Genomic DNA, 25,187 nt, shown 5'->3' on the forward strand with positions numbered 1-25,187 from the left:
TGTGGGGGGGCCCCCCGCCCCCGCGGGCGGGGAGCGGCCGGCCGGGGCCCCCCCCCCCCCCGCCCGGGGGGGGGGCCCCGCGGGCGCGGGCGCACGCCCCCTCGGTCGTGCCATGAAGGCGCCCTGTCCATCTGTTGGGACGGCGATCCACGGATGGAGAAGGGTGAAGATCGTGTTTCCGCCGGATTGACGCGAGCGATGCATGGGCTGAGCGGGGCAGTTGTCGCACGGACGCCGATTCCCGCTCCCGGCGGGCCACAACTGGGCGCGAGTGTGACGAGATCGGCGTCTCGGTAAGTGAGAGTGACCCTCGTTCGCACAGTGTTCATCTGCTTCAATGAGCCCATGGCCAGCATGGAGAGTATCGCGACAGGTCGCCACGACCTTGAGCCGTTCTGGCCGTCTCGGCAGCACCATGACTTCGATCGGGAGTGTTGCAGCGCGGTGAACGCGCAGGCCCTCTAAAGCCGATCCTCCGGCCTTCGGCCAGCGCGCACGACGTACGTCCGTCCTACCGACTTGACGACTCCTCCGCGTTGAAAGAGAGCTGACCTCTCATGGCGAACTACCGCCCCCTCTCCTCGATTTCCGCCGGCAGCGCGGCCTCCGCCGCCACCGCCGCGACCGCCGCCGTCCACGCGGGGGCGCTGAACCCCGCCCGCCACCGCTTGCGGGCCATAGACCGCGACGAGGTGGTCCCGCAGGGCAGCCTGGTCGATGTCGCCGAGTTCCTGCCGCCGGGGGCGACCTGGCTGCCGGTGCCGCAGCACAGCGTTCCCGGGCTGCCGGGCCGGCCGCCGATGGTCGGCTATCTCGTACTGGTCCCGGCCGACCAGCACCCGGCCGCCGCCGCGCAGCCCGCGCCCGCCGACTCCGACGGTTCGGACGGCTCGGCCGGGCCGGTGCGGATCGACATGGTGGAGCGGGTCGCGGTGGTCAACGACCAGCCCCTCGATCTCACCTATCTCGAATTCGAGCTGCTGGCGCACCTGGTGGCGCACCCGCACCGGGTGCACACCCGGGACCAGCTCGTGACGACGGTCTGGGGTTACGGGCATGTGGGCGACGGACGCACCGTCGACGTCCATGTGGCCCGGCTCCGCCGCAAGCTGGGGGCCGAGCACCGCCACACGATCCAGACCGTGCGGCGGGTCGGCTACAAGTACACCCCGTGAGCGCCGGTCCGGTCCCCCGCCCGGGGGACCGGACCGTACCTCCCGTGACGTGACTACTGGCTTCGGGCCGCGCGGAACTTCGCGAGCGCGCCGAGGGCGAGGTCGAACGCCAGGAACACCAGCAGGGTCACGCCCAGCAGCGGTATGAACCAGCCGATGAACACGGTGGCCGCCGCGAGCGGGAGCAGGACCGTCGCCGGGACCCTGCGCCAGGCTCCGCGCGGTATCGGACGGCCGCCGGTGAAGGTCCGCGCCTTGGTGGGCCTGCGCAGCCACCACATGCGGTAGCCCCACACGATGAGCAGAATGAGCGCGAGCGCGACGACGGCCAGCGCGAGCTGGTTGGCGAGGCCCAGGAAGACGCCCATGTGCGCGTCGATGCCGACCCGGGTGAGCTTGGCGAGCAGCGGATAGTCGGAGAACTGGAGCCGGTCGATGACCGTGCCGCTCGCCGGGTCCACGGCGACCGAGTCGAGGTGGAGGGGGTAGGTGGCGTCCGTCTCCTTGATCACATAGCCGGTGCCCTCCGAGGGCAGCGTGATCGCCAGCTTGTCGCCCCGGATCCCGGACGCGCGCGCCGACTCCAGCGCGTGGTCGATGCCGACGTCCGCGCCCCGGTGGGCGGCCGCGTCGCCGCCGCCGTGGCCCTCGTGGCCCTCGTGTCCGCCGCCGTCTCCCGAGCCGCCCTCGATCGTCGCGGAGATCGCGGGGCTGGCCCCGCCGAGCTGGTCCTGCACCTTGCCGATGTTCTCCCCCGCGTACCGGGACCAGGTCAGTCCGGTGGCGGAGAGCAGCACCAGGCCGACCACGGCCCACAGGCCGACCGTGCCGTGCCAGGAGAGCGTCTTGCGGCGGCCCTTGGCACCGCGCTCGGGCAGCAGCAGCGCGCGCTTGTCGCGGCGCTTGCGGCCCAGCCAGAGCAGCAGTCCGCCGAGGGCGACGACCCAGAGCCAGCTCGCGGCGATCTCGCTGTAGTTGCGGCCGAGGTCACCGAGGTGCAGATCCCGGTGCAGCTCGTCCAGCCAGGTCCGCAGCGGGAGCGCGCCGGAGCTGCCGTAGGAGGGGAGCGAGCCGCGTATCTCGGCGGTGTACGGGTCGACGAAGACGGCGAGGGACTTGCCCTCCTCGACCTTCGGCGAACTCATGAGGACGCGGGTGCTCGCGTCGTCCTCCGCGCCGGGCCACACGGCCGTCACCGTGCCGTCGGGGCGGGCCTCCTTCGCGGCCTTCACCTGCTCGGAGAGCGGCAGGGCGCGGTCGCCCACCGGGACCTGGAGCTCATGCCGGTAGACGATCTTCTCGGCCTGGAAGGAGAGCGCGTACAGCAGACCGCTCGCGGCGGCGATCAGCAGCAGGGGGCCGACCAGCAGACCGGCGTAGAAGTGGATACGGAGGGCGAGGGGGCGCAGGGCGCTCCAGACGGAGGCGGAGCCGCTCGCGGCGGCGTCCTGCTGCTCGGTCTCGGTGCGGCCCTCTGCGGGCGCGTCAATGGCCATGGTGATCCTGGGGAGTCAGTGAAACTGGCATGGGGGAAGACCCCCAGGTCAGGCACTGTCAGGCGGCTGCTTCGGGGGCCGTGGCGCGGGGGACGTCGAAGCCCGGCGGGCCGCGCCGCACCAGGCTGTGCCCGAGGAGAAGATCGCGGCTGCGGGTGTTCGCGGGCCGCTCGCGGAGCGGTACGGCCGGGGCGGACGGCAGCGCCACGACGGCGAGCAGCAGCCGCAGCGGAGCGAAGGCGAAGGCCGCGACGGCTTCGGCGAGCCGCAGGAACGCCTTCTCGCCCCTCGCCAGCCAGAGACCGCAGACGGCTGCGGCCGCGAGGTGCGCGACCACCATCGTGATCGTCGACTGCCCGAGGAGCCCCGGGTCCGGCAGCGCCGCCTGCACGGCGGCCCCGGCGTGATGCCCACCGCCGCCGGGCGGCGGGCCGTGCATCTGCGTCCCGGCGAAGTAGAGGTGCAGCGCCCCCTGCCCCGCGAGCAGCCCCAGCCCGATCGAGACCGCCCCCCGGCGACGCGCGGCGGCGAGCCACCCCGCTGCGGCGGTGACGGGGAGAGCCCCGAGAAGGGCCGGGAGCGGGATGTCATGACCGGACGCGAAGGCGTGGCCCATCGCGGCCAGCGATACGCAGATCGCCGTGAAGAGCGCGGCGCGCAGCGCGCGCAGGGGCGACCGGGCATCTGTCATGGTGGGGACATGTTGCCATCCCGGGGGGTGGGAGCGGCAGGGGGGCGGCGGCACTGTCTTCGCCGCCCCACGGCGGTCCACCACCCGCTTGGGCTGGTCACGGCCCCGAGCCGGCCCCTCTACAACCTCCGCCGCCGCCCGCAGCGGGGGTCCGGGCAGCGGATCGCCGTCACCGCCCCGGTGCGGTCGTCCCTGTGTACGTGGGTGTGGGAGGTCGCGGGCTCGTTGTGGGCACGGACCCGGACGCCCCACCGGGTGAGGCGGGCCGCGAGCCACGGGGCGTGCACGTCATATGTCCGGGCGATGGCTTTCAGGGAGTCGCCCCGGGTGTAGCGGTCTATGACGGTGTTCCGGTCGGCGATGACGCGTTCCCGCGCCGCCGCCTTCTCCTCTTTCGTACGGCTCGGCCGAGCGGGCATCAGAGCCGCCCCCGCCTGCTGATCTCATTGGCCTCCGCCAACGCGGAGGAGATCCGGTCGGCGTCGGTGGCTGGGCGGACGTCGTCCGCCGGTGCGTCCCATTCACGGCCGCCGTGCGGGGGGCGGAGCGCGTAATGCGTACCGCACTCCTCCATGACGACTCCCACCCGCCTGATGCGGATGTCGTAGGCCAGGGTGCCGATCCCGAGTCCGGGCATGAAAACTCCTCTCCGTAGCGAATCGACTACCGGGAGGTTCAGCGTGGACTAGAGTCGAGACCCGATCAACGTGGCAGCTACGCCAGATAAGTCGGTGATACCTGTTGAATGAAAAAGAGTTGAACCCCGACAGTTCCCCGCAGGCAGCGTTCGGTGCACGTCTACGCAAATCACGCCAGGCTCACAATTGGAAGCAAGACGACCTTTCCGCCCTCATGGGGTTCTCCAGTGGGCACATCTCGGCCGTCGAAACTGGTCGCAAGATGCCGACTTTGCGTTTTTCACGCAGCGCTGACGCGGCGTTCAAGACAGCGGGAACAGTAGACACGTTCGAACGCGCATGGCGCGAACTCCGGCTCGGCACGATGCTGGAGGGCTTCCCGGAGTACCTGGGACTTGAAGCCCACGCAGTGGAAATCAGGCTGTTTGAGATCGGGATCATTCCCGGTTTGCTTCAGACACCCGCGTATGCCCGCGCGCTGGCGGAAGGTGACGTACGCCGGGGCACCATCACCCCCGAACAGGCCGCTGAGCGTGTCTCGGTTCTGGCAGACCGGCAGGCAACGCTGGTGCGGGCCCGGCCTCCGACGATGCTCGTGGTGATGGATGAGAGCTGCATCCGCCGCCCAGTCGGCGGCGCTGAGGTCATGAAGGAACAGCTTCAGCGCCTCATGGAGTTCACCGCACTACCGAACACCATGCTCCAGATCGCCCCGTACAACATAGGCGAACGGCGCTCGTTCAACCTGCCGATCAACCTGCTGACGCTGCCGGACAGGTCCATGGTCGCGTACGCGGAGTCCCAGGTTCAGGGGCACTTGGACCGTGAACCCACGTTCGTCCTGTCCGCCCTGTCGGCCTACCATCAGTTACAAGCTGAATCCCTGTCGCAGACAGCGTCCGTGGACATGATTCACCAGGTATGAAAGGGCACACCGTGACGACCGAATCCCCCCGCTGGTTCAAGTCCTCATACAGCAGCAACGGCGGCAACTGCGTGGAGGTCGCCGTCAATCTCAGCGCCACTGGCACTGTCCCGGTCCGGGACAGCAAGCGCCCCACCGGGCCGACCCTCCTGGTCTCCCCCAGCGCCTTCGCGGGGCTCGTCGCGCTCGCCCGCAGCAGCGACATCTGATCGCCCCCGCACCGCTCCCCCGAGCCCTCGCACATCGCGGGGGCTCGGTCGTGTCGGAGATGGCTCATCAGCGACGGTAGGTGGCGGGCGGCGGGGGCATACTCCCGTCGTGACGACGTATGACCGCATCGGTGCGACCTACCAGCACACGCGACGGCCCGACCTCAGGATCGCGGCCAGGATCTACGCGGCGCTCGGCGATGCCGGGAGCGTCATCAATGTCGGTGCCGGTGCCGGCTCCTACGAACCGCCGCAGACCGTGCTGGCGGTTGAGCCCAGTGCGGTGATGATCGCCCAGCGTCCGGCCGGAGCGGCGCGGGCCCTTCGGGCGTCCGCGGAATCGATCCCGGTGGCCGACGACTCGGCCGACGCGGCGATGGCCGTGCTGACCGTGCACCACTGGACGGATCTGGAGGCCGGTGTCGGGGAACTGCTGCGGATCGGCAGGCGGCGGGTCGTGGTCTTCACCTGGGACCAGGCCGTGTTCCGGAGGTTCTGGCTGCTGGACGAGTATCTGCCGGAGGTGGCCGAGTACGTCGACGCGCACTCCGTTCCGATCGACCGGCTGACCGCGCTGCTGGGAGGCGGCACGCGCGTCGAGGAGGTGCCGATCCCGTACGACTGCACCGATGGATTCGGCGCGGCCTTCTGGCGTCGGCCCGAGGCGTACCTCGATCCGGAAGTGCGGGCGGGTATCTCGATGCTCGCCCAAACCGGCGAGGAGGTTGTCCGCCCGGGTCTGGCCCGACTGGCCGGCGATCTGGCCTCCGGTATTTGGCACGACCGGCATGCCGAACTGCTCGACCGCGAAACGCTGGACGTCGGCTACCGGCTTCTTGTGGCGGACCTTGACGAAAGGGCACCCCGTGACCACTGAGACTCACCACCGCTGGATCAAGTCCTCGTACAGCAACAACGGCGGCGACTGCCTGGAGGTCGCCGTCGATCTCAGCGCCACCGGCACCGTCCCCGTACGCGACAGCAAGCGCCCCACCGGGCCGATCCTGACGCTCTCTCCGGCCGCCTTCGCGGGGCTTGTCGCGTTCGCTCGCGGCAGCGTCGTATCCGTATTCGGCGAACATCCTTAGCGGGAAAGCGCCGTTCGAGTGAATCGCCGTACCGACCGGCGGCGGGGGCTCGACCGGCGCTCATCATTCCACCGTGAACAATCCTCGTCAGCGGACCGCCCATCGGCTGTATCTGGGCGCCACCGCAGTCCTTGTCTCCCTGGCCGCGCTCCTCTTCCCCACCGCCACGACGGCGGCGGCGGCCTCCGCGCCGACCAGTGCCCCCGCGGCCGTGCGTACGGTCGGCGAGCCGCATTGCGGTGGAGAGTGGGTCAACTACAACGGCGCTGAAAACCGCCGGATGAAGAGCTGGCTGTGTCTCTACGACAGCGGATCCGGCGGTATCTACCCGACGCTGTGGACCGAGTGCGGCTGGTGGCAGTTCATCGGCTGGGCGGACCCGCCGAACGGCTGCCGCATCTGGGAGCCCAGTTCGTACGAGATCACCTTCCCGGACGGCACCAAGACCAAGGACGCTCTCTTCCCCGGAGCTTCCGGCAAGAACAGTGCGGCGAGCAACGGAAGCTCCTACCCCTGTCAGGAGGGCGCCTGGAAGCTGTGGTCCTACTACGGCGTTCAGATGAAGGACGTCCTCGGCAACTGGGGCAGTGGGGTGGAAGGCACCCACGAGTTCACCTTCAACGTCACCTGTCCCTGACCTGAGGGCGGGAGCGGATGGTGTGAGGTCCCGGACCGGTGGCGGTCCGGGACCTCGCGGCTTTCCGGGCGGGGCGGGTCAGGCAGGGATGACGCGTTCCCGGCGCAGGGTGTCGAAGAGGGCGGCGAACGAGGACAGTGTGTCGACGTGGCCGGTGAACCCGGCGGCCCTGCCGCGGGTCAGGTCGGTGAAGCACTCGACGGGGCGGTTGAGGTCGGCGTCCGTGTGCCACCAGGAGGCGACGCGGGTGAGGTCCGGCTCGGCCAGGTTCTCCCGGGCGGCGAGCGCGCGCCAGGCGTCCGCCCGGCCGGACATCTGGTGTTCGAGGGGGCGGGGGCGCTCGGCGTACCCCTCGGGGTCGGCCTTCAGCAGTTCGGCGATGCGGGGCCACATCCAGCGCCAGCGGAAGACGTCGCCGTTGGCGGTGTTGTACGCCTGGCTGGGCAGGCCGTCGGTGGTGGCGGCCCAGATCATCTGGCGGGCGAGGAGGCCCGCGTCGGTCATGTCGGTGATGCCGTTCCACTGGACCTCGTTGCCGGGGAAGACGAAGGGACGGCCCTCCGTGCGGGACAGGGCGGCCTGGACGGCGAGGGTCATGCCCATGTTCATGGCGTTGCCGACGGCGTGCCCGATGATCGTGTGGGAGCGGTGGACGCTCCAGGTGAAGCGGTGCCGCTCGGCGGCCTCCCACAGTTCGTCCTCCTGGGCGTAGTAGAAGTTCGGGACCGGCAAGCGCGGCTCGTTCTCGCGGAAGGGGGTCTCGCGCGTCGTTCCGGCGGCGTACGCCTCGAACGGGCCCAGGTAGTGCTTGATCCCGGTCACCAGCGCGACATGGCGCAGCCGGCCGGAGCGGCCGGTGGCGTCCAGGACATGGCGCACCATCGCCGAGTTGACGGCGATGTTCTCGGCCTCGGTCGGCCGTCGGCTCCAGGCGGTGAAGAAGATGTGCGTGGGGGCCAGTCCGGCCAGTGCGGCGGCCACGGACTCCGGATCCGTGAGATCGGCGCGTACCGTCTCGACACCGGCAGGCGGGGCCGCTGGGGCTGCTGGGGCGCTTCGCGACAGGCTCACGACGCGGCGGCCCTGTTCGGCGAGTTCGCGGCACAGGGCACGGCCCGCTATGCCGGTTCCGCCGACGACGAGGGCGAGTTGCTTCGTACCCATTTGTACTCCTTTGTTAATGGTGTGCGGGCATGCCGAAGGGGCCGTCCGCACGGATGTGAGGGCTGTGCCGCTTATCGCGCGGCGGGGGGTGTGAGCGTGTCGAGGAGGCCGAGGGCGTCGGCGGACGCCGTGCCGGGCGCCGCGGTGAAGACCTCAAGGCGGCTGTCGCTGTCCGGCTGGAGCCACACCTGATAGGTGACGGTGATCTCCCCCACCGCGGGATGGCGCAGCCGGCGGGTGCCGAAGGTGCAGTCGCGTACATGGCCGCTCGCCCACAGCTCCGCGAACTCCGGGCTGTCCGCCTGGAGGCGGTCCACGAGGGCGGCGAGTTCCCGGTCGTCCGGGTGGCGTCCGCGGACCAGCCGGAGGTAGCCGACATGGGTCCTGGCGTGGGTCTCCCACTCCGCTTCCGCTTCCCGCACGCGCGGATCGAGGAAGATCATCTCTGATGTCGACGGGCGTCGCCCGGGGTCGGCGGGCGCCGCGAAGTCCAGGTGTCCCGCGAGCAGCGCGTGCCCGAGCCTGTTCCACGCCAGGACGTCGCTGCGGCGGCCCAGCAGGACGGCCGGGAGGTGCGGCAGCGCGTCGAGGAGGGCGAGGGCGCGCGGATGCGGTGTCTCGGGATCCGTCCCGGATTCCGTTTCGCGGCGGGTCCGGCGGGAGGCGGCGGCCCTCGCCAGGTCGTGGAGGTGGACCCGCTCGGTGCCGTCCAGGCGCAGGGCGCGGGCGAGACCGTCGAGAACGGAGTCCGAGGCGTTCTGGTCCTGCCCCTGCTCCAGCCGGGTGTAGTACGCGACACTCACCCCCGCGAGCCGGGCCACCTCGTCCCGCCGCAGCCCCGGCACCCGGCGGCCCGTGTTCCCGGTGACGATGCCGACACTGTCCGGGGCGATCCCGGCGCGCCGAGCGCAGAGGAAATCCCCCAGGTCGTTCGCGTTCATACGGCGAGCCTACGTCCGGCGACGCCGCGATCGACCGGCTCCGGGTGTCCCTGTCAGGGTTTGGCTGCGCCCCCGGGTTCGGGGAGAAGAGACCGGTGCTTCTCCGGGAGGTCTGTACGGTCCGGATTCATGGAATGGAGTTTTCAGACGGCGGAGATAGTCATGGCCGCCTTACGCTCCGGCGAGGTGTCCTCGGCGGAGCTGACCGAGGCGGCGATCGGCCGGATCGAGCGGTACGACGGGGCGGTCAACGCGATCTGTGTGCCGGACTTCGACCGCGCGCGGGCCGCCGCGCGCGAGGCCGACCGGGCGCGCGCCCGGGGTGAGGACCGGCCGCTGCTCGGCGTTCCGGTGACGGTCAAGGAGTCGTACGACATCGCCCGGCTGCCCACGACCTGGGGCATGCCGCCGCACCGGGACCGGCTGCCGGGCGAGGACGCGTTGCAGGTGTCGCGGCTGAAGGGCGCGGGCGCGGTGGTGCTCGGCAAGACCAATGTGCCCCTGGGGCTGCGGGACATCCAGAGCTTCAACGAGATATACGGCACCACCAACAATCCGTGGGACCACGGCCGCACGCCGGGCGGCTCCTCCGGCGGGTCGGCGGCGGCCCTGGCGTCCGGGTTCGGCGCGCTGTCCATCGGCTCCGACATCGGCGGCTCGCTGCGCACCCCCGCACATTTCTGCGGGGTCCACGCCCACAAGCCGACACTCGGACTGGCGGCTGCGCGCGGCATGGTCCCGCCGACCGCGCCCGCGCCCGCACTGCCGACCGACCTCGACCTCGCCGTCGTCGGTCCGATGGCGCGCTCCGCCCGCGACCTCACACTCCTGCTCGACGTCATGGCCGGACCGGACCCGCTGACGTACGGCGTCGCACACACCTTGGCGCTGCCGCCCGCACGCCACGAGCGGCTCCGCGACCACCGGGTCCTGATCCTCGACGACCATCCGCTGATTCCGACCGGGGCCGCTGTGCGGGCGGGCGTGGCCCGGGTGGCCGCCGCGCTCGCCGACGGCGGCGCCCGCGTCGAGCGGCACACTCCGCTGCTGCCCGACCTGACCGAGGCCGCGGTGCTCTACACCCAGTTGCTGTTCTCGGGCTCCCTCGCGGGTGTTCCCGACGACGCGTACGAGCTGCTGCGGACCCGCGCCGCCGGGCTGAGCGCCGACGACCGGAGCCTCGGCGCGGCGCGGCTGCGCGGGATGGTGCTCAGCCATCGCGACTGGATCGAGGCGAACAGCCGTCGCGAGCTCCACCGCCACGGCTGGCGGCGGCTCTTCGCCGAGTTCGACGCCGTGGTGTGTCCCGTCTCGCCCACTCCCGCGTTCCCGCACGACCACGAACCCGATCTGCTGGAACGCCGGATCTCCGTCGACGGCGTCGAGTACCCCTATCTCGACCAGCTCGTCTGGGCCGGTGTGGCCACCATGCCCGGCCTGCCCGCCACCGCCGTACCGGCGGGCCGGTCCCCCGAGGGGCTCCCGGTGGGAGTGCAGCTCATCGGTCCGATGTTCGAGGACCGCACCCCGCTGCAGCTGGCCGAGCTGCTTGAGCGGGAGATCGGCGGCTTCCAGGCACCGGCACCGGCACCGGAGTAGGGACGGGCCCGTTCGGCCATCCCGTCGACCGGCCGGATATCGTCGCCGGATGTCCGAGTCCGAAGCTCCTGAGAAGCCCGACTCCGTGCCGACCGCCTGGCGGGAGTGGCAGGACGCCCCCTGGGGCCGGCTGCGCTACGCGGTCGCCGAAGCGAACCTGGTCCGCGATCTGGACGCCCCGGGTGAGGGGCGGCCCCTGCGCGTGCTCGACCTCGCCGGCGGGGACGGCGGCGACGCCGTCCGCCTCGCCGCCCGGGACACCACGTCACCATCGTCGACCACTCCCCCGCCATGCTCGCCGCCGCGACCGAGCGGGCATCGGCGGGCGGCCTGGCGGAGCTGATCGCCTGCGTACGGGCCGATGTGACCGCCCTGCCGGCCGACCTCACCGAGGGAGGGTTCGATGTGGTGCTGTGCCACAACCTCCTCCAGTACCTGGACGACGTACCGAGCACTCTCGCCACGGCCCTCGCCCCGCTGAAGCCCGGCGGGCTGTTCTCCCTGATGGCGATCAACCGGCATTCGGCGGCCCTGAACACCGCCGTCCGCGAGATGGACCCCGCCGCCGCACTGGCCGCGCTCGACACCGACCGGGCCCGGACCCGGATGTTCGACTCAACGCTGACCCTTCACACCGCCGAGGAGATCATCCCCGTACTGCACGGCCTCGGCTGTCAGGACGTACGGCACTACGGCATCCGCAGCTTCTGCGACTACATCACCGACGACGCCCTGAAGCACGACCCGGCCTTCTACGCCGACCTCGAACGGCTGGAACTCGCCACCACCGCGCGCCCGCCCTACATGCACACCGCCCGGCTGTTCCAACTGACCGCGCGCAAAGCGTAAACGGGACGGGCCTGGGCGGGCCGGGACGGCTGACCGCCCGACACCGGCGGCCCCGCTACCCCTCCACCGTCTCCAGTTCGGACAGGGGGAAGCCCTCGGGCGGCGAACCCTCCGCGAACAGGATCCCCAGCCGGATCTTCCCCTCCCGTATCTTCCGGGCCCGCCGGTACTCCGGGGAGTCGTACCACTCCCGTATCCGGTCCATGTCGGGAAACTCCAGCAGCACGAACCGGGAGGATTCCCAGGTGCCTTCGACGGGCTCAGGGGTGGGACCCGCGACCAGGTAACGGCCGCCATGATCGAGAACGGTGCTCCGGGCCGCCGTCGCGTAGGCCAGACCGGCCTCCTGGTCGAGCACATCGACGTTGACGATGACGTAAGCAGGCATCAGATTCCCCGTTCCGCTGGACCGGCGTGCACTGTTGTCCCACTGAGACTACTGACCACTCCCGCCCCACCCGCCGGAATCAGCCTCATCACTCACCTCACCCACTGGGCCCGCTCGTCACCCTGCGGGTGGACGCCCCATTTGATCTCCACGGCCTCGCTGTGCCGGGGATCGGACGCGTCCTTGAAGTGGCCCAGCAGCCAACCCCGTTCGAGTGCCGCGTCGTTGCCCGCGTTGCCTGTGTACACGCTGTCGATCATGGCTTCGGAAGCCAGCAGCCGGGCTGAGCCTGGCAGTCCGCCGGGTTCAGCGGCGTCCGAGGGCGCGGATCGTCCAGCCGGCCGCACACCACTGGCCGGCGTCGAGGGTGCCCCGGGCGTCGATGACCTTGGGGGTGCGGGGGACGAGCCCTTCGGGGGCGATGTGGGTGAACTGGGGCCACTCGGTGAGGTGGATCAGGAGGTCACAGCCTTGGACCGCGGCGATCGGGTCATCGGCGTGGTTCAGCTCGGGGTGGAGTTTGCGGGCGTTGTCGAGCGCCTTGGGATCGGTGACGGTGATATTCGCGCCGAGGCTGTGAAGAGTCTGGGCGACGGCGAGGGCGGGTGAGTCGCGAATGTCGTCGGTCTCGGGTTTGAAGGCGGCACCCCAGATGGTGATCCGCTTGCCCCGCAGGTCAGGGCCGAGTTCCTCACCGACGAGGTCGACGACGCGCTGACGACGGCGGATGTTGACCGTGTCGGCCGCACGGAGGATCTCGACGGCATCGACGGCACCGAGCCCGTCGGCGCGGGTGATGAAGCCGCGGAGGTCCTTGGGCAGGCAGCCGCCGCCGAAGCCGAGGCCCGGGCGCATGCCGTGGTGGCCGATGCGGATGTCATGGCCGAGGATGTCGGCGAGTTCGGCGACGTTCGCGCCGGACTTCTCACAGATCTCGGCCATCGCGTTGATGAAGGAGATCTTGGTGGCGAGGAAGGAGTTGGCGGCGCCCTTGGCGAGTTCGGCGGTGGCCCAGTCGGTGACGATCGTCGGCGTCCCCAATTCGATGATCTTGGCGAATGCCTGCCGCAGCAGGGCCTCGGCCCAGGAGTGCTCGGTCTGGAAACCGAGGACGAGCCGGTCGGGGCGGAGGGTGTCCTCGACGGCGGACGACTCGCGGAGGAACTCTGGGTTCCAGGCGACCTCGATGAGATCCCCGGCCGGGGCGATGCCGTGGAGGAGTTCGGCGACGCGAGGGGCGGTGCCGACGGGGACGGTCGACTTGACCGCGACAACCGCAGGGCGGTTCAAGCCAGGGGCCAGCGTGGTGACAGCGTCGAACAGATGGCTGAGATCGTAGGCGTCGGTGCCGGGCCGCTGCGGGGTTCCGACGCCGATGAAGTGCAGGTCGGCGAAGTCGGCGACCTCCTGGCAGGAGTCGGTGAACCTCAGCCGGCCCGACGCGGTGTGCCGGGCGAGGAGGTCGTCCAGGTCCCGCTCGAAGAACGGGGCCTTGCCGGTATTGAGGGTGCGGACCTTGTCGGTGTCCAGGTCCATGCCGAGGACCTCGTGGCCGAGTTCGGCCATGCAGGCGGCGTGGGTGGCTCCGAGGTAACCGCAACCGATGACGGTCATCTTCATGAACGGGGTGTCCCTTCGGGTGGGGCCGCCGGCTTACGGCCCCACCCGTGCCCCGCCCGGGGCGAGAGGCTGGTCAGGAGGGCCTGGCGGCCGGGAGGCGGTGATTCCGTCCCGGATGAATGGCGGGATCGTGAGAGCGTCGAGGCGTCCGGGCGCGAGGAGAAGTCGGCCCTGATGGTTGGCGATGATCGCGACAGCGCCACGGGCGGTGGCCGGCTCCTGGGCCTCGGTGGTGTCGGGGTGCGTTCCGGCACGTCGGTGGGACGTCCGTGGATCACGCGGCGGCCCGGACTGCCTGGTCCGAGAACCAGGCTGCTGCCATGAGGGCCTGCATACGGGTGCGGTCGAACCGCCCGCCACGGGTGAGGCCCCCTTCGAGGAGGGGATGGAAGGCGGCCGGGGCGTCGGTGAGAGCCGTAGCGATCCGGTCGTCCGTCCAGGCCGCGAGCCGGCCGTTGAGCCAGCCGGGGACGGGGGAAGCGAAGCCCAGCTTGTCCCGGCTCGCCCAGATCTCCCGAGGCAGGCCGAGAGCCCTGGCGGCGTCCCGGAGGATCCGTTTGCCCTGGGCCGGGTCAGTGATCTTGTACTCGACGGGGAGCCGGTAGGAGAACTCGACCAGGTCCCGGGCCAGGTAGGGCGAACGGCGTTCGAGCGCGTAGGCGGAGGCGAGCTTGTCGCTGGTCATCACCAGCGGTCGCCAGGCCGTCGCCAGATCCGCCAGGGTCAGTCCGCGGGCCAGGTCCCCGCCCGCGCGGGCCATCGCGTCCGCGACCAGGTCACGGACACGGCCGTCGGGATCAGGGCCGCGCAGGATCAGCCGGGCGGCCGTCTCGGCCGGTTCGAGGGGAGCGTCCACGCTGTGCAGGAGTTTGGCGGCCAGCGGCCGGTAGGCCTCCAGACCCGCGTCCAGGACGGCATCGGGGCCGAAGAGGACCAGAGCCTGACGGACGTATCCCATCAGGAACTCGTCCGGGCCGAGCCCGCCGATCACAACACGGAGACCGAGGTCGGAGATCTTCCGGTAGGCCATGTACTCGGAGAAGGTGGACGCGTTGCCCATCGGGTAGTCCAGGCGCGCCATGTGCGGAAGAGCGGTGGTGAAATCGGTCTGGTCCGGCTCGACCACGACCAGCTCGGCCTTGATGTCCCGGGCGATCGTGGCAGCGGCCGCGGACTCGTCCAGACGGTCCTGTCCCGGGTAGCGGACGGTGACGCAGACCGGGGGCCGCATCAGGTGGGCGAGCACCGCCGAGTCCAGCCCGCCGGAGAGGAGGAGGGCGAAATCGCAGGACGGCGCTCGCAACGGGATCTGCTCGGCCAGGATCGTGGAGTACTCCGCCAGGGCCTCGGCGTAGGGGCCGGTGAACGGTTCCCGGTTCTCCAAGTGCCACCAGGCCATCTGATCGATCGACCCGGTGGCGACATCGAAGGACAGCAGCGTCGCGGGCGCAAGTAGCTGAATGCCCTGGAACGGGGTGTCCACCCCGGCCGGGGTCTCGATCGCCGTGACCTCCGGCCGCAGGACCAGCGGAGCGGGCCCGTAGCCGGTCAGCGTGGTCACCTCGGAGGCGAACGCGAGCCGGCCGCCGTCCAGACGCCAGTACAGCGGCTTCTCCCCGAGCCGGTCCCGGGCGAGGAAAAGCGTGGCGAGGCGCGGGTCATAGACCGCCAGAGCGAACATGCCGTCCAGCCCGTCGAGGCAGGACGGGCCGATCCTGGCCCAGGCCCGCAGCACGAAGTGGGCGTCCGACTCACGCTCGCCGACCTCGATGCCCCAGGCCGCCGCCTGGGAGCGCCAGTTGTAGATCTCGCCGTTGAAGGCCAGCAGCAGCCCCGTCTCCTGGTCCAGGTAGGGGCCGGGCATGGCCCGGGGGTCGACGATCAGCAGGGTGTTCATCGCCAGCACCGCCCGCCCGTCCCGGCCGGTGAGGTGCAGGGTGCCGTTCGGACCCCGGTAGTGCTGCGATGCCCCCATCGCCGCGACGGTCTTCCGGTGCCGGACGGCGTCGCCTCCGGCCAGTCCTGCGATTCCGCACATCTGGTTCACCCCCGAGCGTGAAGTCGTGGAGCCTTGGCGGTAGCTGTTACCTGGTGCCTGTCGGCGTCCCGGCGACGGCCTGTGCCTCCATCAGACTGGTTGACGACCGCTGCCGGGCAGGGCTCGCAGGGGGGCTCACAACTCACGAACCGGGTTCGCCCGGAGCTGCGGGGCAATACCCTCGGTGGCTGAAGACGCGGGGAGCGTGCGGCTCTCCGCGCCCTGGTGGAAGAGGGGTTCGGATGATGTCGGCCAGCCGTCGGAAGCGTCCGCCCAACCTGGACCTGGTCCGTCTCATCGAGACCTGCGGAGCGAGCCACAAATCTCTGGCCCTGCGGGTCAACCAGCTCGCCCGGCAGGCCGGGGTCGAAGCGGACTACTCACACACCTCCATCGCGAACTGGTGCCGTCGGGGCATGATCCCCAGATGGCCGGTGCCCACGTTCCTCGCACAGGCGATCGCAGAACGGCTCGGACAGCCTCTGGCACTCGCCGACATCGGAATGGGAGACGCGCGGACACCGGACGCGGATGCGGGGTTGGATTTCCCCCGGGACCGTGGTGACGCGGTCCGGGTGGCCACGTCATTCTGGAGTTTCGTGAACCGCCGGGACTTCCTGACCGGATCCGGCTTCGCCGTGTCCGCGTTCACCACTCCCGTGACCCGCTGGCTGGTCACCCCCGTCGACGAGGCCGCCGACCACACGGGGGGCAAGCGGGTGGGCCGAAGCGACCTGGACGAACTGCGGGACGCGGCCGAGGACGCCCGGCGCTGGGACTCCAAATACGGCGGCGGGAACTGGAAGGCCGACTCCGTCACGGTCTGTCTTCAGGAGAGGGCCGCACCGCTGCTGCGGGGCTCCTTCACCGACACGGTCGGCCGCGAACTGTTCTCCGTGGCCTCCGAACTGTCGCGGCTGGCCGGATGGACCGCGTTCGACACCGGCCAGCACGATGTCGCCCAACGGCATTTCATCCAGGCCCTCCGCCTCGCCCGGGCGGGCGGAGATGTCCAACTGGGCTGTTATGTGCTGACCACGATGGCTATGCAGTCGCTGCTACGAGGGTTCTCCTCCGAGGCCGTCGACATGGCCCAGGGCGCCTTCGAGCGGGCCAAGGGCCGGACGGCTCCGAGGGTATTGGCCTTCACCAAACTGATCGAGGCTCGTGCGCATGCCCGTGAGCGGGACGCGAAGGCCGCCGGCCGGTCCCTGGCGGCCTCCGAAGATCTCCTCGGCCGGGCGGACGCCGCAAGCGGCCCGGAGCCGGCCTGGATCGACTTCTATCACCATGCGCGGCTCTCCGCCGACGCCGCCGAGGTCTTCCGCGACCTGAAGAACCCGAAGGCTGCCCTGGCCTGGAACCAGCGGGCGGCCGCGATGCCGCCCGGTGTTTTCACACGCTCCGTCGGGATGCGGCTGGCGATCGTGGCGACCGCCCATCTCCAGTCGCGCGATCTCGACCACGGCCTGGAACTCGGCAACCGGTCCGTCGACATCCTGGCCCGCGTCCAGTCCTCCCGGGCCAAGGACTATGTCCGTGAGTTCAACACGGCCCTCGGCCCCTGGCGGCGCGAGCCCGCCGTCCGCGACTTCCTGCACCGCACCCGCCGGGAACTCGGGATCGCGGTGTGACGAGCGCCCGTAGGGCAGGGCCGGGCCGTTCAGGAGGCCGTCGGTCCGGGCCTTACCGGGTCGAGGATGACCACCGGGATGGTGCGCCGGGTCTTGGCCTCGTAGGAGTGGTAGACGGGGGCGAGGGTGGTCATGAGCTGCCAGAGGCGGTCGCGTTCGGGGCCCTCGGCGGTGTGGGCGTGGGCGGTGAAGTGGTCGGCGAGGATTTGGACGCGGACCTCGGGGTGGGCGGTGAGGTTGAGGTACCACTGGGGGTGGGTGTGGGTGATGGGGCCGCCGGAGGCGACGAGGATGTAGCGGCCGGAGTCCTCGCCGTAGAAGAGGCCGGTGCGGTAGCTGCGGCCGGTTTTGCGGCCGCGGTGGGTGAGGATGAGGTTGGTCATGCCGGCTTCCATGTGGCCGCTGGCGCCGTCGGTGGCGATGTAGCGGCGTACGTGCTCGGCGACGGAGGGGTCGGGGCTGTCGATGACCGGGTGGTGGTCCTGGGCTGACATGAAGGGCTCCTGGGTCTGGGAGGGGCGCGGGCTCAGTGGGCGGCGGCGAGGCCTTGGGCGAAGCCGCCGTCGACGGGGAGTTCGACGTTGGTGGTGAAGGTGGCGTCGGAGGCGAGGAAGAGGGCGGCGGCGGCCACTTCCTCCGGGGTGCCGATGCGCTGGAGGGGGGTGGTCTCGTCGCCCTGGCGCTCGAAGTCGGCGCGTTCCTCGTCCGTCAGACCGGCCGATCCCATCGTGGGTGTCCTGATGAAGCCGGGGGCGACGGAGTTCACGCGGATCTTCCGGGGGAGGAACTCGGCCGCGAGGACGTGGGCGAAGGCGCGGGTGGCCTCCTTCGAGGCGGAGTAGGCGCTGAGTCCGGGGAAGACGAGGTCGTTGGCGACCGTGGTGAAGACGATCGACCCGCCGTTCTCCAGGAGCGGGGACAGGGCCTGGACGGTGAAGAAGGCCCCTTTGGTGTTGACGGCGAAGTGGCGGTCCCAGGACGCCTCGGTGACCTCGGAGAGTTCGGCGAACTCCGCGATGCCGTGGTTGAGGAAGAGATGGTCGACGCGGCCGAGCTTCTCCTGCGCGAAGTCGGTGAGGGCCGCGATGTCGGCCATGCTGGCGGCGTCGGAGCGTACGACGTGGGCCGCCTCGCCCCTGAGTTCCGTACGGGCCTCTTCGAGGGTCTTCTCGCCGCGGCCCGTGAGGACGACCTCGGCCCCTTCGGCGAGCAGGGCCTTGACGATCGCGAGGCCCATGCCGTGGGTGCCGCCGGTGACGACGGCCCTCCGGCCGGTGAACCTGCTCATGGTGGCTCCTTGGGGAGTGGGTTGGCGCCGGCTGCTGGAACGACTCTGCGGGAGGGCGCTTTCGATTCGCCCGCGATCCGCTGTCGGTCGCTGTCGGCCGCTGTCGGCCGGGCGCCGGCCGTACGCTGAACCGATGCGCTTCGGGGTACTGGGACCACTGGCCGTGTGGACGGCGGACGGCGAACTCGCGGCGGTCCCCGAGGCGAAGGTGCGCGTTCTGCTGGCCGCGCTGCTGGTCACGCCGGGGCAGGTCGTGCCGGTGGACCGGCTGGCCGAGGACATCTGGGGCGGGACGCCGCCCGTGCGGCGGGCCGGGGCGCTCCAGACGCTGGTGTCCCGGCTGCGGAAGGCGCTGGCGGCGGCCGGAGGGGACGGGATGGTGGTGCACCGCCCGCCGGGGTACCGGCTGCGGGTGGAGGGCGGTGCGGTGGACGCGGGGCGGTTCCTGGAGCTGGCGGGCCGGGCCCGGAGGGCCGTCGATCCCGGGGAGCGGGCGGCCGGGTTCGCCGAGGCGCTCGGGCGGTGGCGGGGACCCGCGTTCGCCGGGTTCGCGGACGAGCCGTTCGCCCGGGCGGCGGCGGCGCGGCTGGAGGAGCAGCGGCTTCTCGTACGGGAGGAGCAGGCCGAGGCACGGCTTCAGCTCGGGGAGCACGGGCCGCTGGCCGGTGAACTCGGGGAGCTGGCAGAGCGCCACCCCTTGCGGGAGCGGCTGCGCGCGGCCCATATGCGGGCGCTGTACGGGAGCGGGAGGGCGAGCGAGGCGCTGGAGGTCTACCGGGAGGTGCGCAGGCTGTTCGCCGAGGAGCTGGGGCTGGAGCCGGGGCCCGAACTGGCCGCGCTCCAGCGGGAGATCCTCGGCCGGACCTCCCGTACCCCCCGGACCCCGGTGGGGGTACGGGCTCCACGGGCGAGACCGTCCGCGCCGGAGCTGCCCGCCCCGGTCTCCGGGCTGATCGGGCGGTCGCGGTCGGTGGCCGAGGTGCGGGAGCTGCTCGCGGGGCGGCGGCTGGTGACGCTGACCGGGCCCGGCGGGGTCGGGAAGACCCGGCTCGCGCTGGAGGTGGCGGGCGGGGAGACGGGCGGGGCGGCCGGGGCGCTCTTCCCGGACGGGGTACGGCTGGTGGAACTCTCCGGGGTGCCGCGCTCGGCCGGGGCCTCGGGGGCCGTGGTGGACGAACTGGCGGAGGTGGCGGCCGTCGCGCTCGGCATCCGGGACGACGCCCGGCCCGGCTCGCTGCCGCCGTCGGCGGCCGGCAGCCCGCACCCGCTGGCGGACCGGCTGGCCGACGCCCTGCAGGACCGGCGGCTCCTCCTCGTACTGGACAACTGCGAGCATGTGATCGAGGCGGTCGCCGCGCTGGCGCGGCTGCTGCTGCGGGCCGCGCCGGGGGTGCGGCTGCTGGCCACCAGCCGTGAGCCGCTGGCCATCTCGGGCGAACAGCTGTGGACGGTCCCGCCGCTGGACGTGCCGGAGCCGGGGGCCGCGCCCTCGGACGTGGCGCGGTCGAGCGCGGTCCGGCTCTTCGTGGCGAGGGCCGCCGCCGCGTCGCCCGGCTTCACCCTGTCCGAGGGCGACGCCGAGGCGGTCGCCGCCATCTGCCGCCGCATGGACGGCATCCCGCTCGCCGTCGAGCTGGCGGCCAGCCGGCTGCGCGCCCTGGGCGTGGCCGCGCTCGCCGAGCGGCTCGACGACCGGTTCGGGCTGCTGACGAGCGGACGGCGGGACGCGCCGGAGCGGCAGCGGACCCTGCGGGCGGTGATCGACTGGAGCTGGGAGCTGCTGACCGCCGCCGAGCGCACGGTGCTGCGCCGACTGGCCGTCCACTCCGACGGCTGCACCCTGGAGGCCGCCGAGGCGCTCTGCTCCGGGGACGGGGTGAAGCCCGGCGAGGTCCTGGACCTGCTGGCCCGGCTGGTGGACCGGTCGCTGGTCGTCGTCGCCCACGGCTCGCGGGGCGGGGCCGACGGCCCCGAAGGGCCGGGGCCGCGCTATCGGCTGCTGGAGTCGGTGGCGGCGTACTGCGTGGAGAAGCTGCGGGCGCACAGACCCGAGACCGGGAGCGAGAGCGAGAGCGAGTACGACCGGCTGCGCCGCGCCCATCTCCACCACTACACCGAGCTGGCGGAACAGGCCGGGAGCCGGCTGCGCGGCGGCGATCAGCAGCTCTTTCTGCGCCGTCTCGACGCCGAGGCGGGCAATATGCGCGCCGCCCTCGACACCGCCGTCGCCACGGCGGACGGCGTGCTCGCCCGGCGTCTGGTCCGCGCCCTGGCCTGGTACTGGTTTCTGCGGGGGCGGCTCACGGAGGCGAGACGCTCCATGGCCACGGCGCTGACCGTCGGCGCGGACGGGTCCGGCGGGGGCGGGCCCGGGGAGGACGGGCCCGGCGACGACCGCGCGCGGGTGGCGGCCTGGCACGCGGGGATGACCCTGCTGTCGGGCGACCCGCTGGGCTCCGGGCGGGTGAGCCGGGTGCCGCTGCGGCTGTACGAGGACATGGCCCGCGCCGGTGACACGGGCGGGAGCGGCGGCGGCCCGGGCTGGTTCCTCGGTTACGCCACGACGTTGCTGGGGTCCATGGAGGTCGGCGAGGAGCTGGTGCGCCGGACCCTGGCGGACGCCCGGGCGCGCGGCGACCGCTGGAGCATCGCGGCGGCCCTGAGCGTGCGGGGCGTGCAGCGCTATGTGCTCGGTGATCTGGCGGGCTCCCGGGCCGACGCCGGTGCGAGCCTCGGCCTCTTCCGCGAGCTCGGCGACGAGTGGGGCCGGTTGCAGGCCCTCGGAGTGCTGGGCAGGCTCGCGGAGATCGAGGGCGACTACCGGTCCGCCGAGGCCGAGCACCGGAGCGGGCTGCGGATCGCCGAGAATCTCGGCCTGTGGGCCGAGGCGTCCGTCCGCTGGTCCGAACTGGGCCGGATCGCCCTTCTGGAGGGCGACCACGCGCGGGCCGAGGAACTGCACCACCACGGCCGGCGGCTCGCCGTGCTCCACGCCGACCACCGCGCCCAGGAGTTCGCGGAACTCGGACTCGCGCTCGGGGCCCGGCGTCAGGGGCGGCTCACGGAGGCGGAGTCCGCCCTGCGCACCTGGCTGGAGTGGAACCGTCTCTTCGAGGCCGAGAACGGCACCGCCCTCATCCTCGCCGAACTCGGCTTCATCGCCGAACTCCGGGGCGAGCACGGCACCGCCCTGCGACTCCACACCGAGGGCCTGGCCGCCGCCCGCGCCACCGGGGACCCCCGGGCCGTCGCCCTCGCCCTGGAGGGCCTGGCCGGCGCGCACCACCTGGGCGGCCGCCCCGAACTCGCCGCCGGGCTCCTCGGCACCGCCGCCCGCGCCCGTACCGCCGTACGGGCCTCGCTGCCGCCCGCCGAACGCGGCGACGTCGACCGCGTCACGGCCGCCGTCCGGACGGCCCTGGGGGAGCCCGGCTTCGCCGCCGCCTTCGCGCGGGACGTGACGCCGCCGTGACGGGAGCGGGAGTGTGCCGCCGCGCCGATTCTTCTGTGGGCAGAGAGGGGTGGTGCGGGTGCGGCGGCGGGGGAAGAGTCGGGGCATGAGACTTCTGGTGCTGGGTGGTACGGAGTTCGCGGGACGGGCCGTCGCGGAGGCGGCGGTGGGGCGCGGATGGGAGGTGACGCTGTTCAACCGGGGGCGTCGGGAGGGCCCGGCGGGGACGCGGGGGCTGGTGGGCGACCGGACGCGGGCGGACGGGCTGGAGGCGCTGCGGGACGGCGAGTGGGACGCGGTGGTCGACACCTGGGCCGCCGCGCCCCGGGTGGTGCGGGACTCGGCGCGGCTGCTGGCCGGAAGAGTCGGGCACTACACGTATGTGTCGAGCTGTTCGGTCTACGCGTGGCCGCCGGCCGTCGGCTTCGACGAGAGCGCCCCCGTGGTGGAGTCCTCGGCGGACGCGGAGGACGTCCCGTACGCGGAGGCGAAGCGCGGCGGCGAGCTGGCCGTGACGGAGGCATTCGGCGAGGAGCGGTCGCTGCTGGTGCGGGCCGGGCTGCTGCTGGGGCCGTGGGAGAACATCGACCGGCTGCCGTGGTGGCTGCGGAGGATCCGGCGGGGCGGTCCGGTGCTCGCGCCGGGCCCTCGGGACAACGCGCTCCAGTACATCGACATCCGGGATCTCGCCGAGTGGACGCTGTCCGCCGCCGAGGCCGGGCGCAGCGGCCCGTACAACCTGGTGGGCGAGCCCGGACACACCACGATGGAGGAGCTGCTGACGGTCTGTGCCGAGGTCACCGGCTCCTCGGCGGAGCTGCGGTGGACGGAGCCGGAGGCGATCGTCGAGGCCGGGATAGAGCCGTGGACACAGCTCCCGGTGTGGGTGCCGCGCACTGAGACCGAGCTGTACAACGCGGTCTACCGGGTGAGCGTCGGCAAGGCGCTGGCGGCGGGGCTGCGGTGCCGGCCGGTCCGGGAGACGGTCGCCGACACCTGGGAGTGGATGCTGAGCGCGGACCGCTCGGGCGGCCGGCCGCCGCGCCGGGCGGTGGGGCTCGCTCCCGAGCTGGAGGCGAAGGTGCTGGGGTTGTAGGGGTGTTGCTGGGTACACCCCCGGGCCGGTGGCGGGGCCCAGTGACCGCGCGGGGCGGGCGGGACAGACTGGGGCCCTGACCACGTACACCCGGGGGGACACGTCCATGAATATGACGAACATACGAGAGGCGGTGGTGGCGGCCGGGCGGGGGTTCGCGCTGGCGCTGCTGGGGCTGATCGGATCGGTCGTCCTCCTCGTACTGGCGGTGGTCTCCGTCGCGCTGATACCGATCGGGGTGGGCCTCTTCACCACCCCGCCGGTGCTGCGGCTGGTGCGGGCGCACGCCGCGCGGCGGCGGCTGCTGGCCGCCCAGTGGTCGGGCCGCCGGATCACGGCGGGGCACCGGCCGCTCCCGCCCGGTGCGGCCGGGCTCGCCGGGCGCTGCTCGCTGATGCTGAGGGACCCGGCGACCTGGCGCGATCTCCAGTGGCTGCTGGTGGACATGAGCGCCGGGGCGGCGCTCGCGCTCCTCGCGCCCTGGCTGATCGTGCAGGGCCTTTTCGGGGTGCTGCTCGCCGCCGGGCTGTGGAGCCCGGTCGTCGCCGCCGAGGATCCCTACTGGTTCCTCTTCGTCCCGGTCGGCGGACGGGGTACGGCGGGGCTCGCCGGGCTGCTGGGGCTCGCGCTCCTCGCGCTCGCGGTCAAGGTGAACCCGGCGCTGGTGCGCGCCCACTTCCGGCTGACCGGCGCGGTGCTCCAGCCCGACCGCGAGGGCCGGTTGGAGGAGCGCATCGAGCGGCTCACCGAGAGCAGGCACGACGCCCTGGACACCTCGGCGGCCGAGCTGCGCCGGATCGAACGGGATCTGCACGACGGGGCGCAGGCCCGGCTGGTGGCGATGGGCATGCATCTGGGGACGGTGGAGGCGCTCATCGAGAAGGACCCGGCGCGGGCCAGGGAGCTCATCGCCAGGGCGCGCGAGTCCTCGGCCGAGGCGCTGACCGAGCTGCGGGACCTGGTGCGGGGGATCCATCCGCCGGTGCTGGCCGAACGCGGGCTGGGGGACGCGGTCCGGGCGCTGGCGCTGCGGCTGCCGGTGGACGCCGAGGTGACGGTGGAGCTGTCGGGGCGGGCGGAGGCCCCGGTGGAGTCGGCGGCGTACTTCGCGGTCAGCGAGGCGCTCGCCAACGCGGTCAAGCACGCGGACGCCGACCTGATCCGGGTGGATCTCTCGCACACGGGCGGCTCGCTGCGGATCACGGTCGCCGACGACGGCCGGGGCGGGGCGGTCGCGGGCTCCCGCGCGGGAAGCGGTCTCGCGGGGACCGGGCTCGCGGGGATCGAACGCAGGCTCGGTACATTCGACGGCGTCCTGGCCGTCAGCTCGCCCGAGGGCGGCCCCACCATGGTCAGCATGGAGATCCCTTGCGAGTTGTTCTAGCCGAAGACCTGTTTCTGCTCCGGGACGGTCTGGTGCGGATGCTGGAGGCGTACGACTTCGACGTCGTCGCCGCCGTGGAGAGCGGCCCCGAACTCACCAGGGCGCTCGCGGAGCTGGAGCCCGATGTGGCCGTCGTGGACGTGCGGCTGCCGCCGTCCCACACCGACGAGGGCCTCCAGTGCGCGCTGGCCGCGCGGCGGGCCAGGCCCGGGATGCCGGTGCTGGTCCTCTCCCAGCATGTGGAGCAGTTGTACGCGCGTGAGCTGCTGGCCGACCGGCGGGGCGGGGTCGGCTATCTCCTCAAGGACCGGGTCTTCGACGCGGACCAGTTCATCGGCGCGGTGCGGCAGGTGGCCCGGGGCGGTACGGCGATGGATCCGGAGGTGATCTCGCAGTTGCTCTCCCGGCGGGCGCGGGACGAGCCGATGGGCGGGCTGACGCCGCGTGAGCTGGAGGTCATCGAGCTGATGGCGCAGGGCCGCTCCAACGCGGCGATCGCCGAGCGCATGACGGTGACCGAGCGGGCGGTGGCCAAGCACACCTCGAACATCTTCGCCAAGCTGGGGCTGCCGGTCTCCGACGACGACAACCGCCGGGTGCTGGCGGTGCTCGCGTATCTCGACCGGGGGGCTGCCGCCTGACGGCGGCTCGGACCGGGGTCGGGGACCTCGTGTGCCCGGGCGGGCTCCTCCGGCCCGGCCCGGCGGCCCGGACGGAGGCGGGGCGGGCGGAGGCGGCCCGGGCGTCACGGGCATTGCCCGCCAGAGCCCGCGCTCAGGCGTCACCGGGCCGGGCGGAGGCACACCGGTCGCGGCCCTCGCCGCGCGGGCCGCGCGCCTCGGCCTCCCGGGCCCAGGGCCTCACCGAGGCGGGCGA

25 protein-coding genes and 1 pseudogene are annotated in these 25,187 nt (G+C 72.2%); 14 read left to right on the forward strand and 12 right to left on the reverse strand.

The window, feature by feature from the left end:
- The first annotated feature begins 557 nt into the window (after positions 1-557).
- Positions 558-1,175, forward strand: coding sequence for a winged helix-turn-helix domain-containing protein (locus IE247_RS06035; protein WP_190121823.1), 618 nt, complete (start codon positions 558-560; stop codon positions 1,173-1,175).
- A gap of 53 nt (positions 1,176-1,228) precedes the next feature.
- Here IE247_RS06035 and IE247_RS06040 read toward each other — a convergent pair whose 3' ends face one another.
- The 4 genes from IE247_RS06040 to IE247_RS06055 all read right to left on the reverse strand — a co-directional run bounded on the left by IE247_RS06040 (position 1,229) and on the right by IE247_RS06055 (position 3,999).
- Positions 1,229-2,671, reverse strand: coding sequence for a PepSY-associated TM helix domain-containing protein (locus IE247_RS06040; protein WP_190121824.1), 1,443 nt, complete (start codon positions 2,669-2,671; stop codon positions 1,229-1,231).
- Between the two features lie 58 nt (positions 2,672-2,729).
- Complete coding sequence (locus IE247_RS06045; protein WP_229868701.1) at positions 2,730-3,362, reverse strand: hypothetical protein; 633 nt, start codon at positions 3,360-3,362, stop codon at positions 2,730-2,732.
- A 119-nt stretch (positions 3,363-3,481) separates the two neighbouring features.
- On the reverse strand, positions 3,482-3,781 hold the full coding sequence (locus IE247_RS06050; protein ID WP_190121825.1) for a hypothetical protein: 300 nt from the start codon (positions 3,779-3,781) through the stop codon (positions 3,482-3,484).
- A complete protein-coding gene (locus IE247_RS06055) occupies positions 3,781-3,999 on the reverse strand; it encodes a hypothetical protein (protein ID WP_190121826.1) in 219 nt (72 codons plus the stop codon). The genes IE247_RS06050 and IE247_RS06055 overlap by 1 nt, the downstream gene beginning before the upstream one ends.
- Before the next feature lie 104 nt (positions 4,000-4,103).
- Between IE247_RS06055 and IE247_RS06060 the strand changes: the two genes are divergently transcribed.
- The 5 genes from IE247_RS06060 to IE247_RS06080 all read left to right on the forward strand — a co-directional run bounded on the left by IE247_RS06060 (position 4,104) and on the right by IE247_RS06080 (position 6,859).
- Positions 4,104-4,925, forward strand: a complete 822-nt coding sequence (locus tag IE247_RS06060; RefSeq protein WP_190121827.1) for a helix-turn-helix domain-containing protein — start codon at positions 4,104-4,106, stop codon at positions 4,923-4,925.
- A gap of 11 nt (positions 4,926-4,936) precedes the next feature.
- The gene (locus IE247_RS06065) at positions 4,937-5,134 is read left to right on the forward strand and encodes a DUF397 domain-containing protein (RefSeq protein WP_229868704.1); all 198 of its coding nucleotides are present in this window, start codon (positions 4,937-4,939) and stop codon (positions 5,132-5,134) included.
- A 109-nt stretch (positions 5,135-5,243) separates the two neighbouring features.
- Positions 5,244-6,011, forward strand: a complete 768-nt coding sequence (locus IE247_RS06070) for a methyltransferase domain-containing protein (RefSeq protein ID WP_190121829.1) — start codon at positions 5,244-5,246, stop codon at positions 6,009-6,011.
- Entirely contained in the window at positions 6,001-6,222 is a 222-nt protein-coding gene (locus tag IE247_RS06075) for a DUF397 domain-containing protein (protein WP_229868706.1), read from the forward strand. The genes IE247_RS06070 and IE247_RS06075 overlap by 11 nt, the downstream gene beginning before the upstream one ends.
- 73 nt (positions 6,223-6,295) lie before the next feature.
- On the forward strand, positions 6,296-6,859 hold the full coding sequence (locus tag IE247_RS06080; protein WP_190121831.1) for a hypothetical protein: 564 nt from the start codon (positions 6,296-6,298) through the stop codon (positions 6,857-6,859).
- Between the two features lie 78 nt (positions 6,860-6,937).
- Here the strand turns inward: IE247_RS06080 and IE247_RS06085 are convergent, their stop codons facing one another.
- Together IE247_RS06085 and IE247_RS06090 are read right to left on the reverse strand one after the other, a co-directional pair.
- Positions 6,938-8,023 (reverse strand): SDR family oxidoreductase, encoded by a 1,086-nt coding sequence (locus IE247_RS06085; RefSeq protein ID WP_190121832.1) that lies wholly within the window; start codon positions 8,021-8,023, stop codon positions 6,938-6,940.
- Between the two features lie 71 nt (positions 8,024-8,094).
- Positions 8,095-8,964: a helix-turn-helix transcriptional regulator gene (locus tag IE247_RS06090; RefSeq protein WP_190121833.1), complete on the reverse strand. Its 870-nt coding sequence runs from the start codon at positions 8,962-8,964 to the stop codon at positions 8,095-8,097.
- A gap of 129 nt (positions 8,965-9,093) precedes the next feature.
- Here IE247_RS06090 and IE247_RS06095 point away from each other — a divergent pair, with 129 nt between their 5' ends.
- The 3 genes from IE247_RS06095 to IE247_RS06100 are packed head-to-tail and all read left to right on the forward strand — an operon-like array spanning position 9,094 to position 11,412.
- Entirely contained in the window at positions 9,094-10,563 is a 1,470-nt protein-coding gene (locus IE247_RS06095) for an amidase (RefSeq protein WP_190121834.1), read from the forward strand.
- A gap of 49 nt (positions 10,564-10,612) precedes the next feature.
- Positions 10,613-10,906, forward strand: a complete 294-nt coding sequence (locus IE247_RS34165; RefSeq protein WP_229868707.1) for a hypothetical protein — start codon at positions 10,613-10,615, stop codon at positions 10,904-10,906.
- Positions 10,855-11,412, forward strand: coding sequence for a methyltransferase domain-containing protein (locus tag IE247_RS06100; protein ID WP_229868709.1), 558 nt, complete (start codon positions 10,855-10,857; stop codon positions 11,410-11,412). The genes IE247_RS34165 and IE247_RS06100 overlap by 52 nt, the downstream gene beginning before the upstream one ends.
- 55 nt (positions 11,413-11,467) lie before the next feature.
- On the opposite strand, the gene IE247_RS06105 is transcribed toward IE247_RS06100, so the two are convergent.
- The 4 genes and pseudogenes from IE247_RS06105 to IE247_RS06120 form a co-directional block, all read right to left on the reverse strand.
- Positions 11,468-11,800 (reverse strand): DUF1330 domain-containing protein, encoded by a 333-nt coding sequence (locus IE247_RS06105; RefSeq protein WP_190121835.1) that lies wholly within the window; start codon positions 11,798-11,800, stop codon positions 11,468-11,470.
- A 95-nt stretch (positions 11,801-11,895) separates the two neighbouring features.
- Positions 11,896-12,060: pseudogene (locus IE247_RS06110) on the reverse strand (signal peptidase I); the annotation flags it as partial.
- Positions 12,061-12,106: 46 nt separating this feature from the next.
- Complete coding sequence (locus IE247_RS06115) at positions 12,107-13,420, reverse strand: UDP-glucose dehydrogenase family protein (protein WP_190121836.1); 1,314 nt, start codon at positions 13,418-13,420, stop codon at positions 12,107-12,109.
- A gap of 274 nt (positions 13,421-13,694) precedes the next feature.
- Positions 13,695-15,458, reverse strand: a complete 1,764-nt coding sequence (locus tag IE247_RS06120; protein ID WP_190121837.1) for an asparagine synthetase B family protein — start codon at positions 15,456-15,458, stop codon at positions 13,695-13,697.
- A 245-nt stretch (positions 15,459-15,703) separates the two neighbouring features.
- Here IE247_RS06120 and IE247_RS06125 point away from each other — a divergent pair, with 245 nt between their 5' ends.
- Positions 15,704-17,092 (forward strand): NsdA family TPR-like regulatory protein, encoded by a 1,389-nt coding sequence (locus IE247_RS06125; protein WP_229868711.1) that lies wholly within the window; start codon positions 15,704-15,706, stop codon positions 17,090-17,092.
- 29 nt (positions 17,093-17,121) lie between these two features.
- Here IE247_RS06125 and IE247_RS06130 read toward each other — a convergent pair whose 3' ends face one another.
- Together IE247_RS06130 and IE247_RS06135 are read right to left on the reverse strand one after the other, a co-directional pair.
- Positions 17,122-17,586 (reverse strand): nitroreductase family deazaflavin-dependent oxidoreductase, encoded by a 465-nt coding sequence (locus tag IE247_RS06130; RefSeq protein WP_190121839.1) that lies wholly within the window; start codon positions 17,584-17,586, stop codon positions 17,122-17,124.
- 32 nt (positions 17,587-17,618) lie between these two features.
- Positions 17,619-18,380, reverse strand: a complete 762-nt coding sequence (locus IE247_RS06135) for an SDR family oxidoreductase (protein ID WP_190121840.1) — start codon at positions 18,378-18,380, stop codon at positions 17,619-17,621.
- A gap of 133 nt (positions 18,381-18,513) precedes the next feature.
- On the opposite strand from IE247_RS06135, the gene IE247_RS06140 reads away from it, so the two are divergent.
- The 4 genes from IE247_RS06140 to IE247_RS06155 all read left to right on the forward strand — a co-directional run bounded on the left by IE247_RS06140 (position 18,514) and on the right by IE247_RS06155 (position 24,952).
- Complete coding sequence (locus IE247_RS06140; protein WP_190121841.1) at positions 18,514-21,852, forward strand: AfsR/SARP family transcriptional regulator; 3,339 nt, start codon at positions 18,514-18,516, stop codon at positions 21,850-21,852.
- 85 nt (positions 21,853-21,937) lie between these two features.
- Positions 21,938-22,927, forward strand: a complete 990-nt coding sequence (locus tag IE247_RS06145; RefSeq protein ID WP_190121842.1) for an NAD-dependent epimerase/dehydratase family protein — start codon at positions 21,938-21,940, stop codon at positions 22,925-22,927.
- 106 nt (positions 22,928-23,033) lie between these two features.
- Entirely contained in the window at positions 23,034-24,311 is a 1,278-nt protein-coding gene (locus IE247_RS06150) for a sensor histidine kinase (RefSeq protein ID WP_373305510.1), read from the forward strand.
- On the forward strand, positions 24,296-24,952 hold the full coding sequence (locus IE247_RS06155) for a LuxR C-terminal-related transcriptional regulator (protein WP_190121844.1): 657 nt from the start codon (positions 24,296-24,298) through the stop codon (positions 24,950-24,952). Before IE247_RS06150 ends, IE247_RS06155 begins: the two co-directional genes overlap by 16 nt.
- Positions 24,953-25,187 lie beyond the last annotated feature (235 nt).

It is taken from the genome of Streptomyces inusitatus, from assembly GCF_014651115.1.
GTDB lineage: Bacteria > Actinomycetota > Actinomycetes > Streptomycetales > Streptomycetaceae > Streptomyces > Streptomyces amakusaensis.

Excerpts from the sequence above, each read along its gene's own strand:
- IE247_RS06035 (WP_190121823.1), top strand. The coding sequence starts at position 558 with ATGGCGAACTACCGCCCCCTCTCCTCGATTTCCGCCGGCAGCGCGGCC.
- IE247_RS06040 (WP_190121824.1), bottom strand. The coding sequence starts at position 2,671 with ATGGCCATTGACGCGCCCGCAGAGGGCCGCACCGAGACCGAGCAGCAG.
- IE247_RS06045 (WP_229868701.1), bottom strand. The coding sequence starts at position 3,362 with ATGACAGATGCCCGGTCGCCCCTGCGCGCGCTGCGCGCCGCGCTCTTC.
- IE247_RS06050 (WP_190121825.1), bottom strand. The coding sequence starts at position 3,781 with ATGCCCGCTCGGCCGAGCCGTACGAAAGAGGAGAAGGCGGCGGCGCGG.
- IE247_RS06055 (WP_190121826.1), bottom strand. The coding sequence starts at position 3,999 with ATGCCCGGACTCGGGATCGGCACCCTGGCCTACGACATCCGCATCAGG.
- IE247_RS06085 (WP_190121832.1), bottom strand. The coding sequence starts at position 8,023 with ATGGGTACGAAGCAACTCGCCCTCGTCGTCGGCGGAACCGGCATAGCG.
- IE247_RS06090 (WP_190121833.1), bottom strand. The coding sequence starts at position 8,964 with ATGAACGCGAACGACCTGGGGGATTTCCTCTGCGCTCGGCGCGCCGGG.
- IE247_RS06095 (WP_190121834.1), top strand. The coding sequence starts at position 9,094 with ATGGAATGGAGTTTTCAGACGGCGGAGATAGTCATGGCCGCCTTACGC.
- IE247_RS34165 (WP_229868707.1), top strand. The coding sequence starts at position 10,613 with ATGTCCGAGTCCGAAGCTCCTGAGAAGCCCGACTCCGTGCCGACCGCC.
- IE247_RS06100 (WP_229868709.1), top strand. The coding sequence starts at position 10,855 with ATGCTCGCCGCCGCGACCGAGCGGGCATCGGCGGGCGGCCTGGCGGAG.
- IE247_RS06105 (WP_190121835.1), bottom strand. The coding sequence starts at position 11,800 with ATGCCTGCTTACGTCATCGTCAACGTCGATGTGCTCGACCAGGAGGCC.
- IE247_RS06115 (WP_190121836.1), bottom strand. The coding sequence starts at position 13,420 with ATGAAGATGACCGTCATCGGTTGCGGTTACCTCGGAGCCACCCACGCC.
- IE247_RS06120 (WP_190121837.1), bottom strand. The coding sequence starts at position 15,458 with ATGTGCGGAATCGCAGGACTGGCCGGAGGCGACGCCGTCCGGCACCGG.
- IE247_RS06125 (WP_229868711.1), top strand. The coding sequence starts at position 15,704 with ATGTCGGCCAGCCGTCGGAAGCGTCCGCCCAACCTGGACCTGGTCCGT.
- IE247_RS06130 (WP_190121839.1), bottom strand. The coding sequence starts at position 17,586 with ATGTCAGCCCAGGACCACCACCCGGTCATCGACAGCCCCGACCCCTCC.
- IE247_RS06135 (WP_190121840.1), bottom strand. The coding sequence starts at position 18,380 with ATGAGCAGGTTCACCGGCCGGAGGGCCGTCGTCACCGGCGGCACCCAC.
- IE247_RS06140 (WP_190121841.1), top strand. The coding sequence starts at position 18,514 with ATGCGCTTCGGGGTACTGGGACCACTGGCCGTGTGGACGGCGGACGGC.
- IE247_RS06145 (WP_190121842.1), top strand. The coding sequence starts at position 21,938 with ATGAGACTTCTGGTGCTGGGTGGTACGGAGTTCGCGGGACGGGCCGTC.
- IE247_RS06150 (WP_373305510.1), top strand. The coding sequence starts at position 23,034 with ATGAATATGACGAACATACGAGAGGCGGTGGTGGCGGCCGGGCGGGGG.